The sequence below is a fragment of the Paenibacillus sp. CF095 genome, from assembly GCF_900101225.1.
Classification (GTDB): domain Bacteria; phylum Bacillota; class Bacilli; order Paenibacillales; family Paenibacillaceae; genus Paenibacillus.
This window is the reverse complement of sequence record NZ_FMZN01000001.1, coordinates 707,523-724,414: the sequence shown is the minus strand read 5'-3', so window position 1 is coordinate 724,414 and position 16,892 is coordinate 707,523. Positions and strand designations below refer to the sequence as shown.

Below are 16,892 nucleotides of genomic sequence, written 5' to 3'. Positions count from 1 at the left end.
TGATTATATTGTGGCCAAATTGACATTCCGTGCATCGCTTGGGTATCATTATAGCGTTAAGTCCATACAGAAAAGAGGACCTGAATATGACACAAATAGCTGAAATTGAAACGTCTGAGCTGCGCCGCCGTTTACAGGCGGGAGAGAAGCTGCAGATGATAGACGTCCGCGAGGACGATGAAGTCGCGCAAGGCATGATCGAAGGAGCCAAGCATATTCCGCTTGGACAGATTCCAGACCGACTGTCTGAGATTGAGAAATCAGGCGAAATCGTGATCATCTGTCGTAGCGGTTACCGCAGTGAGCGTGCGTGTGAATATCTGCAGCAACTGGGATATGAAGGCTGTACAAACATGGTCGGCGGTATGCTTCAGTGGCAACAGGAAGACTAGAGAAACTAGGAGAGAAGCGAAGTCATTTGTAGCCTTATGACTTCTGCTCTGCTCCACTTCTAGAAACGGGCCTATATGGCCCGTTTTGTTATATCTGCCACCACCTATCAACCATCAAACTTCGATGATAACAAGCTTAGACGCGGTAATGCGCTAAAATTAAACGAGTCACTTCAGCAGCGGATAACTCCGTTGTATCCACCGTATAATGTGCGAACCGATATGCGTCTTTCCGTTCTTCCATAATTGCCTGAATGCGTTCCTCTGCATTGCCTGCGAGGAGTGGACGATTGTCACAGCCACTAACACGCTCTACAATCACTGCCGGATCAGCAGTCAAGGCAACAACCCATCCATTTTTCAACATCACGTCACAATTATCCGAACGCAGCACTACGCCACCTCCGGTCGCTATGACCTGTGACTTCTTCTCCAGCATCGAGCACAACATGCGGCTCTCGGCATCACGGAAATACGTCTCTCCCTTGCCAGTGAACAATTCTGGAATCGTACAGCCTTCCTCTTTTTCCACCGCGGCGTCTACATCAATCAATCGATAACCAAGCTCGCGTGCAAGCATGTCAGCGACGGTTGATTTGCCGGTTCCCATCATACCAATGAGAATAATATTGTTAGACTTGCTCAAGGTGTACACTCCTTTAATTCAAGCAATTCGTGAGCACTTTTGTCCTATCATAACACAGCCCTGCGGACTGGGAAAGACCATCTCCTTACCGACTTCCTTTCGACCATCCGCAACCTTCCAAGACAGATTAAGTAACTCCCGGCATCTAAGCCTACGTCAGATCACCCTCAAGCAGTTTTGAGCCCCCAAACATCTCAAGCAGTAATCATCCAGCATCCTAACGAACTCCAATGAGCTTATTTACGTAAAATAGGCGCAGTTAAACTTCTAACGAATCTCAGTAAACTTATTTCAAAAAATCACCGTCAAAACATCGACATCTCACTGCGAATTATTGAAATAGGGCCATCTGAGTTCGTTAAAAAATAGAACCGGCTCATTTTGCCAAAATAGCGTGTCTCATGTTCATTAGGTCTAGAATCAGCTACATATCTTCTCCATCAACACTATTACTGTATAACAAAGTAAAAAAAGAGGCCTGGCGTTAACCGGCAATCACCGGAACGCCAAACCTCTTTTGAACCTATTAGCAGGCCAAACCTCCTGCTTAAGGGCACTTTGACCAAATCTAATAGACTTGTATATGTGGTACTACTCCATCCAGTTGTGGTGGAAGCTGCCTTCTTTGTCCACACGTTTGAACGTGTGAGCACCGAAGTAGTCACGTTGAGCTTGCAGCAAGTTTGCTGGCAAACGCTCTGTACGGTAGCTGTCGTAGTAAGAAAGAGCGCTGGAGAAGCCAGGTACCGGAACACCTTGTTTTACAGCAGCAGCTACAACTTCACGCCATGCGCCTTGATAAGACTCAACGATGTTTTGGAAGTAAGGGTCCAAGAGCAAGTTTTTCAGTGCTGCGTCTTTATCATAAGCTTCCTTGATGTTTTGCAGGAACTGCGAACGGATGATGCAGCCACCGCGGAAGATCATGGCAATGTTGCCGTATTTCAGATCCCAGCCATACTCGTCGGAAGCTGCACGCATTTGTGCAAATCCTTGTGCGTAGGATACGATTTTACTTGCGAAGAGGGCTTTACGAACGCTCTCGATGAACGCTTTTTTGTCACCGGAGAACGCTTCAGTTGCTGGTCCATTCAGGATTTTGCTAGCTGCTACACGCTCGTCCTTCATCGCAGACAAGAAACGGGAGAATACGGATTCCGTAATCATGGACAATGGTACGCCGAGATCCAGCGCGCTTTGGCTTGTCCATTTACCTGTTCCTTTTTGTCCAGCCGCGTCCAGAATAACGTCAACCATTGGTTTGCCTGTTTCCGGATCGTATTTGGAGAAGATATCTGCTGTGATTTCGATCAGGTAGCTATCCAGCTCTCCTTGATTCCATTCCGTAAAGATCGCGTGCAGCTCTTCAACGGAAACGTTCAATACAGATTTGAGCAAGTGGTACGCTTCACCAATCAACTGCATATCTCCGTACTCGATACCGTTATGCACCATTTTCACATAGTGTCCGGCACCATCAGGTCCAATATATGTACAACATGGATCGTCACCGACTTTGGCGGAGATCGCCGTCAGGATCGGTTCAACCAGTTTATAAGCACTTTCCTGTCCACCTGGCATGATGGAAGGGCCTTTCAGTGCGCCTTCTTCACCACCGGATACACCTGTACCGATGAAACGAATGCCTTTGTCTTCCAACTCTTTGCTGCGACGTTGCGTGTCAGGGAAGTATGCGTTCCCTCCGTCAATGATGATGTCGCCCTCATCCAGGTGAGGAAGCAGTTGTTCAATGGTAGCGTCGGTCGCTTTGCCGGCTTGTACCATGATCAAAATTTTGCGCGGGGATTCCAGGGATGCTACGAACTCTTCAATGGAGAATGAGCCTGTCAGGTTTTTACCTTCAGCTTCTTTCAGAAGATCATTGGTTTTCTCCGGGGAACGGTTAAATACCGATACTGAGAAACCTTTGCTTTCAATGTTAAGGGCCAAATTTTTGCCCATGACAGCCAGGCCAATTACGCCAATTTGTTGTTTTGTCATCTGGTCCTCCATCCTTTTCTCCAATTAATTTTATTGAAATAAATTCTCAACAATACTCCCATTTTAACGGTTTTATGTATAGAAGTGAACCCCGTGGCACAGCTACGCAACGAGAAAACACTCCAATCTGCTGAGGTGTTCATCGTATTTTCATAAATAGAACCGTGAAGACAATACATCATGCCAGAGAAATCCAATTAATCCAATATTGTATTGTACAATGTTATAATTATATCCAATGAAGTTCGAACAAAAAGGAGGAGTGTACATATGGCGTTAGAGCAGTTCTCAAAAGAGGAACGGTTTTCCCTGGATATTCGAAGAACATTTCTTCTGGGGGCGTATATGAATGAATGGGGGGTGCCAGAGCTCAGGATCATTCTTTCGAAGCCAGAAAGAAACATTCATGTAGAAATCTATTATTTTCCTGCCACAAGTCAATCTGGCATCGCAAGATTCGTGACGGTAGGGTTGTCTCAGGCAACGCGGCCCTCAGGAGAGCTTGTAGCTGCTGAATGGATGCTTGCGCTGCAACCGGATCTTGGCGGAGAAGAGGTGGAGCGTGTCAACACCTACCTGGTCGATCTGATCTCCCATCACATCGAAAATGTGCCGGATTCAACGGTTCCCCGTGTGATGGAATCAAGCGAATTAGCACCAGCCCGATGGAATGCGACTGCCTTTCTCATTGATGAATTGCGGGGAGAAAAAGAATCCCTTGAACAGATTCAAGTGGGTCATGAAACGATAGCATTACTGTGGGCAGTACCCATCACTTCTTTTGAAGCCAACCTATTGCTCACCAAAGGATTGGATGAATTTGATGCCTGGATTGAAAGCTCGCAATATTCCATCATCAACCCCTGTCGTCCGTGATGCCCGTTAGGCACAAAAATAGAGCCCTGGCTTCCGCCGGGGCTTTGGTATAGATGACTTTCAAAAGAAATATTCATCAACCTTCCAGCATTAACAGATGTCCAGACAACTGTTTCAATGCTTCGCGGCAGGCATTTGCCTTTTCCGTATTATTCAGCTGAACAGCCGTATACAGGCGTTCCAGTTCATCGTCCACTTCCATGCGCAACAACATGAGCCTCTCCTCACCTTCACGCGAGAGGAACATTTCTTCCATCTCTTCCGCCGTCGGCGCAGGTTCCTTTTGAAAAATGACACGCTGCTTGAACCCGGACACTTCCACGAGCCGAATCACTTCACCGAATAAAATGTTCTCCACGGTCATCTGCTGATCCTTGAACCGCTTCACAACTGCATGCCCGCGTGTATCTCCAATCAGCTTCTCCAGCCACTCTGCAAGCTTGGCATCCTTAATGATATAATCCCCAGTCATCTTGTAGTTCCCCGTGCGTGTCTGTTGAAAGCGGAGCTTTACCAGCTTGCGGCCGGTCCGGACTGACAGGATAAAAAAGGATTCGTCCTCGCTCCAATATAGTGAATATCCCTCACGAATAAGGTCTCTGATCAAATTTTGGATATGCCGACGGTTGAACCGCAGCTCCAGATTGCAATATTCAACTTCATAACTCTTATTCACGGCACTCCCTCCATCTGTACCGGATCAACTCCGGCCCTCGTCTTCAATCGCTTCTACTCAATCGGCTTACCCTATTTTATACTTCATTTTATGTAAGGGTACTTGGTTATTTGACTATTTTTCACCGAAAGGACCGCCGGATTGCAGCTTTCCGCAGACGCACAGGGGCAAGCCCCCGATTATCATGATATAACGGACGCCAAAAAGGGAGTTCCACAACCATGATGGTTAACGGAACTCCCTTTTCTTTCACTTATTTGGCTGGAGCGGTGCGAAACGGATTGCGGGATAACACAAAGTGCACAACGGCAAGTCCTGCCATGACGATGGCACTGCCAATGAATGGAGCCGGATGGCTAACGTGGTCCCACAGCAGTCCGGAAACAATAGGGCCTACAACCATGCCTGATCCTTGCAATGTAAGGAAGAATCCCCAGATTGCTCCCCGCTCCCCTTTGGGAATCAGTGTGGCTACAAAAGCATTCCAGGCGGGCAGAATCATGGCATAACTGATGCCCACCAACATGACAACACCAAACACCACCGGAATGGATGTTATGGAGGAGAATGCGAACAGACTCGCCGCCGCCATCAAAAAACCAACGTTCAGGAACGGTTTCGTGCCAAACCTGTCTACCATTTTACCTACAGGCAGTAAGGCAATAACGGTTATTCCACCTCCCGCAATCAGCAACAAACTGTAAAGGTTCGGTGAGATGTGCAGGTCTGTGCGTGTATATAGCGTGATGACTGGACTGAGCAGCCCGATGACAAACGACTGCATAAACAAGGCAGGATACACCAGTGGATTAACATTAAGCGTGCTGCGTACCCGTTGCAGTGTGCCCTTCACACTCTTTTGCAGCCGGATGAACGGTGTGAGCAGATTCGGTTTGGCTGGATATTTCGCATCGCTATTCTTCGCCGCTTGCTCGGCATGCTCGCCTTCAACAATGACACGTCCGGGAAGAATCATGGCCACCAGAATAACGAGAATGGCACAACCCATCAGCACGAGGAATATAGTTCGATAATCATGATGCGTGCGCTCCAGCAGCCAGTTCATGCCTATTGGTCCAAGTCCCGTTCCGCCGAGAGCAGCCATCTCCAGCGCCCCCATTGCTGTACCATTTTTGTTCTGTGGGCCAGACATCGCCGTCACCCCTGTCATGGCGCAAGGCCAAAGTGGTGACGTACCAATGCCAAGAATGAGACAGGCCATGGCCAGGCCAAAGGCACTTTTGAGAAAAAGGATCATAATAACAGCGATTAAGGTACAGATTAGTGCTGTAACCATCGTTGCGCGGAACCCGATCCGTTCTGCTGCCCAGCCGGAAGGCGCCCGGAACAGATTATCTCCCAGATATTGAAGAGCAAATGCCACACCAATGACGCCTGCAGACAGACCCAGTATATTGTCCATATACACGGGCAGAACAGCTACCAACAAGGCTCCTTTGATAATTTCAACTAGAAAAAGTGTCAGCCACATCGCGATAAAAAATGGTGATCGCAAAATTTTGGCTGGTTTTGTATCGGTTTGCATTCTTTTTCCCCTTTCGGCTTTCATTTGCCTATTCCCTATCCTTAGTGTAACCGTGGGGAATGTGTCCAAATCTCGGCAATTCAAAAAATTGTCGATTATACTGTTGCATTCGGTTCTTAATTTGCTATACTCATCTTTGTTTACCAATTTTATTAGGAAGGGTTGTGACAGCACTGATGAATCACCACCGTACGCCGCTGTTTACCGCTTTAAAAAATCATGCGGCACTCAATCCGGTACAGTTTCATATTCCGGGCCATAAAAAAGGATTGGGAGCGGATACCGAATTCCGTGAATTTATTGGCGATAATGCCTTCTCCATAGATTTGATTAACATCGCACCGTTGGATGACCTGCATCAGCCAACCGGTGTCATTCAGGAAGCACAAATTTTGGCAGCAGATGCCTTCGGAGCCGATTATACCTATTTTAGTGTACAAGGCACAAGCAGTGCCATTATGACCATGATTCTGTCTGTATGTTCACCGGGTGACAAAATTATTGTGCCCCGTAATGTGCATAAATCAGTTTTGTCCGCCATTATTTTCTCAGGCGCCAAACCCGTATTTGTTTCTCCTTCACAAGATGCCAATCTGGGCATTGACCACGGAGTGACTACACAGTCTATCCGTCGCGCACTTGAGCGTCATCCAGATGCCAAGGCATTGCTTGTAATTAACCCGACCTATTACGGCGTGGTTACCGATCTAAAAGAGATTGTTGAGCTTGCACACAGCTATCAAGTCCCTGTCCTCGTTGATGAAGCACACGGTGTACTCATTCATTTCCATGAGGATCTGCCGTTGTCTGCGATGGCAGCAGGTGCCGATATGGCTGCAACCAGTGTTCACAAGCTTGGTGGCTCCATGACACAGAGTTCCGTACTCAACTTGAATACAAAGAATGGGTTTGTGAATCCACAGCGTGTACAGACGATTCTGAGTCTGCTCACCTCAACATCAACTTCATACATTTTGCTTGCTTCACTCGATACGTCAAGACGTAACCTGGCACTCCACGGTCGTGAAATTGCACAGAAGGCCATTGAACTAGCTGAGTTTGCCAGACGTTCGATTAATGATATGGATGGCCTGTATTGCTTCGGTAGAGAGTTGCTGGGTACAGAAGCAACCTTCAACTATGATCCAACCAAAGTAACGATCCATGTTCGCCATCTGGGCATTACAGGGTATGAGACAGAGAACTGGCTGCGTGAACATTACAACATCGAGGTCGAACTTAGTGATATGTACAATATTCTGTGTCTCATCACGCCAGGAGATACGGATGACAGTGTGGATATCTTGCTGAACGCTTTGCAGGATCTCTCCCGTACCTATTATCAAGTGAACCCGGCCCATGAACTGGTCGTAAAAGTTCCGGACATTCCACAGTTGATGCTGACTCCACGTGATGCATTCTACGGTGATACCGAAGTGATTCCGTTTAAGGAATCCGCAGGACGTATTATCTCGGAATTCATCTATGTCTATCCGCCAGGAATTCCGATCCTGTTACCGGGTGAGGTTATCACCCAGGAAAACATCGACTACATCATCGATCATGTCGAAGTTGGATTGCCTGTCAAAGGACCCGAAGATCGCAGCGTAACCAACGTTAAAGTGATCGTGGAAGCCGATGCCATTTTCTAAAACAACCCCATTTGCGCTGTAAATGGGATGAACTTAAAGGACCAAGCCTTAAGCTTGGTCCTTTTTTATTTTATGGGACAAGCGAGTTTGCATTTTCCCGTCTATTTCGTCGTTCAAATCGGTGGTGTAAATGCTCGTATACCTCTTAAAAAACAAACAAAAGGCCCCCTGAGATCAAGGAGCCTTCATGTTATGTTCCAAAAGAATGACTATTCTTGTGATGCAACGAGTTCGTTGTAAGCCGCTTCAACGCGGTTCCACTCTTCTTCGTCTTCAATATTGTAGAGCACCATTTCCTCGTCTTCTTCTTCCATACGCAGGATGATGCCGTCAGCTTCAGGATTGTTACGTTCCAGCAGGAGCGCATAAACATGCTTCTCCACGTCAAACGTCTCCACCAAAACCATCTCCACGTCTTGGCCGTTCTCGTCTGTTAATGTGAGAAGGACTTCTTCATGCTCGTGGTCGTGGTCGTGGTCTTGCCCGCATCCGCAGCCATCGCCGTGTTCATGTGTGTGATCGCTCATTGAAATACCTCGCTTTATAAATAGAAATTGTGTAACCTTGCATATCGTAACATGTTCAATGACCCAGGTCAATTTAACTCACAGGGTTATTTTTGCTTCAATCGTTCAGCGCTGTAATGATTTTCTCCGCTACCAGGACGTAGCTGCTGTTTGCATTTTCTTTAATATGAAAGCCGACTTGATACTTGCCGGCACGACTGAAATCGTACGTAAAATCGTATGTGCGGAACCAGAAGTTATCCTTCTGTGTCGTAAGCTCCTGGGACTGGATATCCTTCACCTGACCGCTTGGATTGGTAATTGTTACTTTCACCGCAGCTACATCTGCTGTCAGACTGTCCACTTGTGAAAATACATTGAATTTCAGCTTACCTACGTTAACGTTGCCAAATACAGTGTCTCCCTTGAAGAGAAAAATATGTACATTCGGTTTGATCACCGTTACTCTCTTGTTACTGCTGTCCCATTTGACGACGCCTCCGGCTTCCCTGACAGGTACATAGGTCGTTCCATCAATGAGATAACCTCCATCAGCTGCTTCCTTGCCGTTAATGAGAACACGAATCTTCTCGTTCACCGAATCTGCAAACAATAAAGACCCGCCGAGCAAGGAGAATACCGTGACACAAAGCAATATTCGTTTCCATTTCATCCCGTCAATATTCCCTCCCCTGCTGCTAGCTGTTGTACATTTATACTGCAGATTCATCCACAAAGTTGCGCTGTTTTTCATCATTTTTCATTTTTTATCCAGAATTTTTTCCACCCCTTGGAATGCACAAAAAGAGGCGATCCTCATTAAAGGATGCCCCTGATCTATAATTGTTATATACACGGGATTATACGAAGAGTTATGAAGAAGTATGCCGGGTCAATATACAAGGAACGCCCTTGCCTAAAGCCCCTTCAATTCTCATACGTGCAGCATAATCCATTCCTCGTGTACATGGTGTCTTACATCTCTCACATACATCCGAAGTGACCAACTTCATGGATACACGTATTTTATCACTCTTTAATGCGGGAGCTTTCTTTCCTTTTGCCTTTGCCATCCCGGATTCCCCATTTCCCCAAGTGCTTACTAATGTAATGCATCATATGGGGATTCGCCCGGTTGTGTGTCTATTTAGAAAACGTATTTAAATAATAAAAATATGACAAGCAGGATACCTCCAAGAATGAGCCAGTTGCTGATTTCATACCAAATGCTCTTGCCTCCGGACAGGTATTTCTGTTCATTCTCCTGATGACGCTGACGGTGTGTATCGGTCTCAGAGCCATGGGGCGGTTTGCTAAAATCCATCATAAGTACATTCCCCTTTCAGCAGTTGTGTGTAAACTTACTACCATTATAACCCATAATTGAGTATTAAATTGATTTTTCTGTATAAAAAGGGCTGTTTTATACAAATGGTTCTATTGGATAGCAGTTAATTCTTCTTCTGTGACCCATTTGTGATTCTTAATCAAATCTCCCCCTGTTGTCGGGGTATAATCAACCATATATACCGTTGTCTCTTCAGCAGAATCAATTGTGGCCTTCACACCCTTCATCCCTTTCATGTGATCAGCGCTCAACACTACCTCAGAACCTGCCGCATACGGTTGTTCCTTATGGTCCTGTATTTCCTCATGGATAACCCATTTATGATTTTGCACGGGATCTCCGCCTGTTGTTGGTGTATACGTAACTGCATATACCGTAGTTTCATATGCTCCAACGATCTTTGCTTTTGCACCCTTCATGCCTGACATGTGGTCGGCACTCATCAGCGCCTGGCTTCCTACTGGGAAGGTGGGATTGTTTTTTTCCCGCAGTCCTTCCGGTAGCTCTCCCGATTCAGAATGGTGCATCTCACCTGCGGTAGCTGTATGACTGTCATCGTTGCTTTCAATAGTTTGCCGAGTCTCCTTGCCACAACCACTCAAAATCAAACTGCCTGTAATCAATATAGTCGATAGGGTCAGTAAATATTTTTTCATGGTTTGCACTCCTTTAATTCTATTTGTATCATTCATTATACCCCCTATAGGTATATTGTAATCATTATTATTGCTTTTTCTGGGCAAAGCACATCTTACAATGGAGCAAAATAATACAAAAAAACCTCCGATTTCTCGGAGGCTTCTTATAACAACAAATAGTTTCAATGATTACGCCAATTCCACGTTAACATTCACGTTCCCTTTGATTCCTTTGGAATATGGGCAGTAGTCATGGGCAAATTTCACAAATTTCTGTGCTGTTTCCTCATCCAGACCGAGAATCTTAACTTCCAAATCGACTTGAAGCTTCACACCGTTGTCCTCAGAGTCCGTCACCAACATTACAGTAGCAGCTACTGTACTTCTTTCAATTTCAACTTTGTGTTTCTTCAATTGAAACTCCAGTGCGGAGTTAAAACAAGCACTATACCCTGCTGCAAACAACTGCTCCGGATTGGTAGCTGTCGTCACTTGTCCTCCGAGTTCAGGTGGTGCAGCAACATCCAACATAAACACGTTATCTGGGGATTGTACGATTCCTTGACGTCCGCCTGTATTAATGACTGTTGTTTCATATAATGTTTTCATTTGTGAAAACTCCTTTAGTTAATTAGATTTATTTTGACTACATTTCGATCTCTTTTGTATCACCAACAATTACATTGTACACAATTAAATTGTGTATGTAAATAGCTAATATAAAAAAATAATATAGTTTAATGCTGCGTTTAAATGAATAGCGATGAGGAGGATTATAATGTAGTTATCGGTAGAGGAAATGTATCCTTCCTTAACTTTCATCCATCGGATAACCTAAATCGAACCGTTAAGGAGGAATAACACGTTTGGAGAATAATTCATTTCTAACCCCGGACAAGCCCAAACATACAGTCAGAGCACTTTCTGAGGTGTTGGCTGTATCAACCAAACTTGGCCTGACTTCATTTGGAGGACCAATCGCTCATCTTGGTTACTTTCATGAAGAATATGTTCGCCGTAGAAAGTGGATGAATGAACGAAGCTATGCAGATTTAGTTGCGCTATGTCAATTTTTGCCCGGGCCTGCCAGCAGTCAAGTCGGGATTGGAATTGGCATCATCCGCGGCGGTTTGCTGGGGGGACTGATGGCTTGGCTTGGTTTCACACTTCCTTCTGTCATTGCGTTAGTTTTGTTTGCTTTCCTTATGCAAGGATTTGATATCAGCAGTACTGGCTGGATTCACGGTCTGAAAATTGTTGCTGTAGCTATTGTCGCTCAGGCGATATTGGGTATGGGGCAGAAACTAACTCCTGATCGTTACAGGGCAACCATCGCTATCTTTACTGCAGCGGCGACTCTTGTGTGGCCAACTGCGTTCACCCCAATCCTTTTTATTGTTATTGCAGGCATGATAGGTATGATCTATTTTAGAAAAATGACAGGGATTAATACAGTAGACTTGTCTGTCCCTGTGAGTCGTAAGTTGGCAATCATTTGTTTGGCTACGTTCTTTGGAATCCTGGTTCTTCTCCCGTTACTCACACCCTTTGATCGTTCGGGGTGGCTGTTATTCTTTGATAGCTTCTACCGTTCAGGCTCACTTGTATTTGGTGGAGGGCATGTTGTACTTCCGTTACTGGAACGTGAATTCGTCCCTGCAGGTCTGATGAACAAATCCGACTTTTTGGCGGGATATGGAGCAGCACAAGCTGTACCTGGACCATTGTTCACCTTTGCCAGTTATTTAGGTGCGATGATGCGTGGGGTTCCAGGTACTTTGGTTGCAACGATTGCTATCTTTTTGCCAGCGTTCCTTCTGACCGTAGGAGCATTGCCCTTCTGGAATTCTTTATGTAAAAGTTCAAAAATTCAAGGAGCATTAATCGGAATTAATGCAGCCGTTGTAGGTATTTTGTTGGCATCGTTGTACGATCCGCTTTGGACAACTGCGATCCTAACTCCTGTTGATTTTGCACTGGTATGTATGTTGTTTCTAATGCTCGTTTTTTGGAAAGTACCACCGTGGATCGTTGTCGCTGCTGGTGCAGCAGGCGGTACAATCATGAACCTTCTCTAAATAAAAAAGGTACCCAAACACTGCACTTCTTTTTCAAAGTGTCCGTGCTTAGGTACCAAATCACTGCACGTATGTCTTTTTACCGATCCATGCAGATTATCTATTTATTCTCTTCGGCATTCCAATTCAAATCATGCACCTAGTTCATCTTCAGACATCTCTCCAGTTTAATTAGTTACTCCAGATATCCACTTTCATCTGTGCACATTTGAAATACTTGGCCTCTGCCTTGCTTGTAGTCAGTTTCAAAAGACATTGCAGTTCTCCATGTTGGAACAACCCACCGCTAAGGTCAGCAGCAACACCACCATACTGATCATCCGCACCAAGCCATACGGACGGTCTCTCGAGTCCAGCTGAGAACTGTAATCCGGTACAGAGTAGCACAGTGAGATTTTTACGGTTCTGTGCTTCATCTCCTGCTACGCCATGTGTAGTGAAGAACACCATGTTTTGATTAAAATCCGTGTACGTTCCATCTGCTTTATAGGCACGGACCATACCATACTTCTGATTTACGTTTTGAAAAAAAGTGATTCCGGCCTTGCTATCCTTCGATTTAATGCCAACCTGAACTGAGATTCCAATGTTCCCGTTTAATTGTAGCGCTTCCAAAGTGATTGCAATTGCTGTTACTTTCGAGCTGTCAATCAGATGTTTCATTTTCAACTCTGCCGTGGCTCCTGCCGTTGTCGGTGTTGTAACGGTTATGGTTCCTCTGTCGGGCAAAGGCTCAAACGTAGGGGTGCCCACCACCTCCACCCAATCCGGTAACGTTCCGTAAAGAAAATCGGCCACAAGCTGTTTGTGGACCTTTCCAAAGGGCACGATCTGACCCGCTGCATCACGTATAACCATCTCTACACCCCCACCGAATAGGCTACACCGATATTATGATCGGTATTGTAATACACGTACACTACACCGTCCATAACGGACACCATCAAGGATTGCATGTTGGTCGTCTCCCAAGTCAATGCCGGAAAATATATATCTGTAGGTTTGTACAGCAGTTGACGAAAGTCTGCGCTGATCTTGGCAATGGCAGGTCGAGCTACTGTCGTAACCCCACCGGAAGCATAAGCCGATAACATGCCCAGCCACCACATGCTCCCTTTGTACATAAATACACCAGCATTGGATCTCGAAATGTTTTCTCCCGCTGTTAAAGTGGCATCATTACCACCCATTAATGGTCTTGGATCAGCTAACCAGCTACGTCCGTCATGTGAATGCCAGATACATTTACGACCAAAGTCACCGCCGCCCATCACTGAGAAACCGATCCATTTGCCGCCATTTCTGAAACACGAGAAGTAACCAGTATGACCATCACCTGGGAACCCGGGAGGTTTGTCCAAAATCAAACCCACTCTTGTCCAGTTAATCATGTCTACAGAGGTCGCAAGTGCCGTTGATTGATTGATCCCCAGTCCGTTTTGTTGATAATACATAAAGAACAATTGTTCTTCATCGTTCCAGATCACAAATGGAGTTTCCGTTGAATTCCCAACCACAGTATCGAGATACACCTGTCCGTGTTTGGTCCATGGTCCTGTCGGGCTGTTCGAATAGGCTAGTCCAATTCCTCCGATGTGATTATGGTTGGTAGAATACGTAGCATAATAATCTGCTTTTGCATCAGGGATAAGCCCCTTTACCTTGATCGCCCGAAACCAATAGATCGATTGAAGACCCGCCATTGCAGCGGTATACATAGGATTGTCCATTTTTTTATCAAATTGAGGTGTGTACATCCGTCTGGTCTCTGCATCGCAATAATCATAAGGCGAAGTGACACTGTTGGCTGCATTAGCAGTCTGTTCTGCCTGGATATTTTTTTCAACCATTGACATGTTACACAACCTCCTTAACATGCAGGGTGACAATGTCCAATGGAGAGAAGTATACTAATTCCGATGTGCCCTTTAGTAGATTTGAGAGATCAACAACATTACCCATATTCGCAGCCGGCCCCTGAATAAAACGAATGATAGAGCGAATGCCTGCATTATATGAATACGCTTTCATTTTGTTCATTCCTTTGCTTTTCTTACCGTTGCGATCAGTGACTGTCTCTTTCCATGGCATGCCCGGATAATGTTGATCCTTCATATTAATCCCTCCTATTGTTTTCTCACGATAAGTATATTCATGAAGTTGCCTTTGTGTTAAAGCATTATGCCCATCTTACAGCCTATTATTCTCAGTCTGGTTTTCATGCTTATGTTAAACATGACTAAACAGAAAACAGGCTAACCAATACAAATTGGCTAACCTGTTTAAACGAAGAAACTGCAAAACCAATTACTTATTACTCCGCAAAAAATGAAGATATGGGATTCGCTATTTTTTTATTGGATTTCTCCTTGCCTTGGTTATCCAATACATAGTGCTGGTAAAAGTCGTTAGTGAATCCGATAGACTCCTGTATTTTCAGCTTAAAAGCTTCAAATGCCGCATCACTCAGATGATCCTCATTCCAGAAATAGTGAAGCATCAATCGATTCTGGTTATAGGGATGTTTGATAACATATGCACCCGCGGCGAGAGGTTGATTCATGGTATTCTTCCAAGCGAAACCCGTCTGTTTCGTCCGATCGATAATGTTAAATTTTAAAGCCTGCACCAATCCGTTTGACTTGGCATTACCAATGACAATAAGGTTGCTGTTGCCAATCTCTTTTTTCATCTTTTGCTTCAGTTCCTTGCGATCCCTTATAATGTCGTATCTCATACCGGTCATATCAAGGAATCCGGTCAACTGATTAACCATATCTTCTTGCTGTTTAGTTGCAAGCTTACTCACCTGATCGCTGAGCACAATGGTTAATTCCTCGCCTTGAAGGACTTTGTCCATCAATCGATTCATCACTTCATAAGGCAGATTAGGGATCATGCCCATGACAGCCTGATACTGTTGTTGTAACATGTCATGTACATAGGCGGCGGTCTCTTCCTGTGATAATTGGTATTCCGGCTTTAAGACAAAGTTAGGCTGATATAGGGCCATCTGCATTTCTGAACGTACTTCCTTACTAAGCACATCTTCAATGGTATGAAGCAGCCCCTCTACCGTTGCATTCTGGTACACGTAGCGTTTGAAATATGTCTTCATCAACTCGTCAAATTTCTCTTCACCGACGGAACGGTAAAGCTGATAGATCGCTTGTCTTCCCTTCTGATAATATACCAAACCTGCCAAATCCCCAGCTTCATCGTTTGTTGACGCAATCGCCATATCTACGGGCGCAGTATCAAACTGTATGGATCTGAACCCATTTAACTTGTCTCCCTGTTTCTCGGCAAAATACACCATGGAGAAATCAGCAAAGCCTTCATCCAGGAAGGATTCTGTCTCCGAGTTATTACCGATCAATGCATGGAACCACTGATGCGCTATTTCATGAACAAATGTTGTGTCTTCTTCTGGAATAGCACCATTTTGAATCTGTCCCATCTGGATGAGCCTCGCATACTCCACGGCAACGCCTTGTACATAAGTCTCGACAATTCGGAACTCTGGATAAGGATACTTGCCATATTTCTCACTATAAAAATCAATGACCTTGAATGCCTGATTAATGTACCGGTCAACTATCTTTTTCTTGGATGGATCATCGTTGTAATAATAGTATTCCACCGTCAGACCGTTACGGGTAGCGCGTTCCACTTGAAGATTAGGACTTGCAAAGAAAACAAACTCCCTCGTATTCTCGGCTACAGCAGATACAATCTTACGTCCATGTTCTGTACTGTCTTGAGTGGTGATCGTGCCTGGCATGGCTACCTGGTACTCATCAGGAACATTTAATTGAACTTCAAAGTCCGATGAGGTGTAATAATCGCTCTCAAATGTTCGACTATACGGTGCCTTGTTCCATTGATGTTTAACCTCGTCGTATACAGACATCACCGGGAACCAGTGCGCACCATTGATCATGTCCATGTAGTAGGAAACTCGCTGTGAGCCATAGGGTATATTCAACTGAAACTCCAGTTGGAATGATACCGATTCGCCTGGTTGAACGGGCTCTTTCAACTGCACGGTCAACGCTTGGTTTTCCTTATGGAAATCCAGCGATTGACTATCTGCTGTTACAGCCTGAATATCGATGCCACCCAGAAAGTCCTCCGCTGTCTTCTCCGGGTGATCTTCACTAATCTTTTCATTATGCTGTTGGTACATGCTCGCCTGTGTAGACTTGGAGAGGTTTGCATCAGCATATGTATGAAGGACCAGCTGCTGGAGGGTATCCTTGCTTGTGTTGTGATACGTTACCTTCTCGCTCCCCTGGATCGTCATCTCCTTCTCATTTAACCGAGCCTGGATCTGGTATTGAATCGGGGTCTGCTCTAGAGAGTCTTTCGGTGTGTTATATATCTTCGTAGATACAGGTAGTGGGACAGCTTCCGCAGCAACAACCCCAATGTTGGCAAGTGGACTTGTTGCCAGTATGAAGGCCAGTGTACCCGCGATCCCTACTCTGGCTAACTTTGATGTAAATGGTTTTGAATAATTCATAGTTCTCT

Annotated in this window: 17 protein-coding genes; 4 read left to right on the top strand and 13 right to left on the bottom strand. The window is 45.2% G+C overall.

Features of this window, described 5'->3' with window-relative positions; translation table 11 throughout:
- Positions 1-86 precede the first annotated feature (86 nt).
- A complete protein-coding gene (locus tag BLS69_RS03210) occupies positions 87-392 on the top strand; it encodes a rhodanese-like domain-containing protein (RefSeq protein WP_017687407.1) in 306 nt (101 codons plus the stop codon).
- A 136-nt stretch (positions 393-528) separates the two neighbouring features.
- On the opposite strand, the gene BLS69_RS03205 is transcribed toward BLS69_RS03210, so the two are convergent.
- Both BLS69_RS03205 and gndA read right to left on the bottom strand, forming a co-directional pair.
- Complete coding sequence (locus BLS69_RS03205) at positions 529-1,038, bottom strand: shikimate kinase (RefSeq protein ID WP_223868845.1); 510 nt, start codon at positions 1,036-1,038, stop codon at positions 529-531.
- Between the two features lie 591 nt (positions 1,039-1,629).
- Positions 1,630-3,039 (bottom strand): NADP-dependent phosphogluconate dehydrogenase, encoded by a 1,410-nt coding sequence (gene gndA, locus BLS69_RS03200; RefSeq protein WP_036614715.1) that lies wholly within the window; start codon positions 3,037-3,039, stop codon positions 1,630-1,632.
- 270 nt (positions 3,040-3,309) lie between these two features.
- On the opposite strand from gndA, the gene BLS69_RS03195 reads away from it, so the two are divergent.
- On the top strand, positions 3,310-3,915 hold the full coding sequence (locus BLS69_RS03195; RefSeq protein ID WP_091028598.1) for a suppressor of fused domain protein: 606 nt from the start codon (positions 3,310-3,312) through the stop codon (positions 3,913-3,915).
- A gap of 76 nt (positions 3,916-3,991) precedes the next feature.
- On the opposite strand, the gene BLS69_RS03190 is transcribed toward BLS69_RS03195, so the two are convergent.
- Both BLS69_RS03190 and BLS69_RS03185 read right to left on the bottom strand, forming a co-directional pair.
- A complete protein-coding gene (locus BLS69_RS03190) occupies positions 3,992-4,591 on the bottom strand; it encodes a hypothetical protein (protein ID WP_091028595.1) in 600 nt (199 codons plus the stop codon).
- A gap of 253 nt (positions 4,592-4,844) precedes the next feature.
- Positions 4,845-6,137, bottom strand: a complete 1,293-nt coding sequence (locus BLS69_RS03185) for an MFS transporter (RefSeq protein WP_091028592.1) — start codon at positions 6,135-6,137, stop codon at positions 4,845-4,847.
- Positions 6,138-6,313: 176 nt separating this feature from the next.
- Between BLS69_RS03185 and BLS69_RS03180 the strand changes: the two genes are divergently transcribed.
- Positions 6,314-7,789: an aminotransferase class I/II-fold pyridoxal phosphate-dependent enzyme gene (locus tag BLS69_RS03180; protein ID WP_047844430.1), complete on the top strand. Its 1,476-nt coding sequence runs from the start codon at positions 6,314-6,316 to the stop codon at positions 7,787-7,789.
- 209 nt (positions 7,790-7,998) lie between these two features.
- On the opposite strand, the gene BLS69_RS03175 is transcribed toward BLS69_RS03180, so the two are convergent.
- The 5 genes from BLS69_RS03175 to BLS69_RS03150 all read right to left on the bottom strand — a co-directional run bounded on the left by BLS69_RS03175 (position 7,999) and on the right by BLS69_RS03150 (position 10,890).
- Entirely contained in the window at positions 7,999-8,316 is a 318-nt protein-coding gene (locus BLS69_RS03175; protein WP_036614722.1) for a DUF1292 domain-containing protein, read from the bottom strand.
- Between the two features lie 97 nt (positions 8,317-8,413).
- Positions 8,414-8,968 carry a copper amine oxidase gene (locus BLS69_RS03170; protein ID WP_036614723.1) on the bottom strand — a complete coding sequence of 185 codons (555 nt, stop codon included), beginning with the start codon at positions 8,966-8,968 and terminating at the stop codon, positions 8,414-8,416.
- Positions 8,969-9,442: 474 nt separating this feature from the next.
- A complete protein-coding gene (locus BLS69_RS03160; RefSeq protein ID WP_017687398.1) occupies positions 9,443-9,622 on the bottom strand; it encodes a hypothetical protein in 180 nt (59 codons plus the stop codon).
- A 110-nt stretch (positions 9,623-9,732) separates the two neighbouring features.
- Positions 9,733-10,299, bottom strand: coding sequence for a YdhK family protein (locus tag BLS69_RS03155; RefSeq protein WP_091034810.1), 567 nt, complete (start codon positions 10,297-10,299; stop codon positions 9,733-9,735).
- A 171-nt stretch (positions 10,300-10,470) separates the two neighbouring features.
- Positions 10,471-10,890, bottom strand: coding sequence for an organic hydroperoxide resistance protein (locus BLS69_RS03150; protein WP_091028591.1), 420 nt, complete (start codon positions 10,888-10,890; stop codon positions 10,471-10,473).
- Between the two features lie 257 nt (positions 10,891-11,147).
- On the opposite strand from BLS69_RS03150, the gene BLS69_RS03145 reads away from it, so the two are divergent.
- Complete coding sequence (locus BLS69_RS03145) at positions 11,148-12,359, top strand: chromate transporter (RefSeq protein ID WP_091028588.1); 1,212 nt, start codon at positions 11,148-11,150, stop codon at positions 12,357-12,359.
- Between the two features lie 171 nt (positions 12,360-12,530).
- Here the strand turns inward: BLS69_RS03145 and BLS69_RS03140 are convergent, their stop codons facing one another.
- From BLS69_RS03140 to BLS69_RS03125, 4 genes are all read right to left on the bottom strand, one after another.
- Positions 12,531-13,217 carry a hypothetical protein gene (locus BLS69_RS03140; protein ID WP_091028587.1) on the bottom strand — a complete coding sequence of 229 codons (687 nt, stop codon included), beginning with the start codon at positions 13,215-13,217 and terminating at the stop codon, positions 12,531-12,533.
- Between the two features lie 2 nt (positions 13,218-13,219).
- Entirely contained in the window at positions 13,220-14,215 is a 996-nt protein-coding gene (locus BLS69_RS03135; protein WP_091028584.1) for a glycoside hydrolase family protein, read from the bottom strand.
- Position 14,216: 1 nt separating this feature from the next.
- Positions 14,217-14,474 (bottom strand): hypothetical protein, encoded by a 258-nt coding sequence (locus BLS69_RS03130; protein WP_091028582.1) that lies wholly within the window; start codon positions 14,472-14,474, stop codon positions 14,217-14,219.
- 199 nt (positions 14,475-14,673) lie between these two features.
- On the bottom strand, positions 14,674-16,884 hold the full coding sequence (locus tag BLS69_RS03125) for a M1 family metallopeptidase (protein WP_091028581.1): 2,211 nt from the start codon (positions 16,882-16,884) through the stop codon (positions 14,674-14,676).
- Positions 16,885-16,892 lie beyond the last annotated feature (8 nt).

What these genes read in the sequence shown, in the direction of transcription:
- BLS69_RS03130 (WP_091028582.1), bottom strand. Translation starts at nt 14,474, where the DNA reads ATGAAGGATCAACATTATCCGGGCATGCCATGGAAAGAGACAGTCACT.
- BLS69_RS03185 (WP_091028592.1), bottom strand. Translation starts at nt 6,137, where the DNA reads ATGCAAACCGATACAAAACCAGCCAAAATTTTGCGATCACCATTTTTT.
- BLS69_RS03175 (WP_036614722.1), bottom strand. Translation starts at nt 8,316, where the DNA reads ATGAGCGATCACACACATGAACACGGCGATGGCTGCGGATGCGGGCAA.
- BLS69_RS03170 (WP_036614723.1), bottom strand. Translation starts at nt 8,968, where the DNA reads ATGAAATGGAAACGAATATTGCTTTGTGTCACGGTATTCTCCTTGCTC.
- BLS69_RS03135 (WP_091028584.1), bottom strand. Translation starts at nt 14,215, where the DNA reads ATGTCAATGGTTGAAAAAAATATCCAGGCAGAACAGACTGCTAATGCA.
- BLS69_RS03180 (WP_047844430.1), top strand. Translation starts at nt 6,314, where the DNA reads ATGAATCACCACCGTACGCCGCTGTTTACCGCTTTAAAAAATCATGCG.
- gndA (WP_036614715.1), bottom strand. Translation starts at nt 3,039, where the DNA reads ATGACAAAACAACAAATTGGCGTAATTGGCCTGGCTGTCATGGGCAAA.
- BLS69_RS03140 (WP_091028587.1), bottom strand. Translation starts at nt 13,217, where the DNA reads ATGGTTATACGTGATGCAGCGGGTCAGATCGTGCCCTTTGGAAAGGTC.
- BLS69_RS03210 (WP_017687407.1), top strand. Translation starts at nt 87, where the DNA reads ATGACACAAATAGCTGAAATTGAAACGTCTGAGCTGCGCCGCCGTTTA.
- BLS69_RS03155 (WP_091034810.1), bottom strand. Translation starts at nt 10,299, where the DNA reads ATGAAAAAATATTTACTGACCCTATCGACTATATTGATTACAGGCAGT.
- BLS69_RS03150 (WP_091028591.1), bottom strand. Translation starts at nt 10,890, where the DNA reads ATGAAAACATTATATGAAACAACAGTCATTAATACAGGCGGACGTCAA.
- BLS69_RS03195 (WP_091028598.1), top strand. Translation starts at nt 3,310, where the DNA reads ATGGCGTTAGAGCAGTTCTCAAAAGAGGAACGGTTTTCCCTGGATATT.
- BLS69_RS03125 (WP_091028581.1), bottom strand. Translation starts at nt 16,884, where the DNA reads ATGAATTATTCAAAACCATTTACATCAAAGTTAGCCAGAGTAGGGATC.
- BLS69_RS03160 (WP_017687398.1), bottom strand. Translation starts at nt 9,622, where the DNA reads ATGATGGATTTTAGCAAACCGCCCCATGGCTCTGAGACCGATACACAC.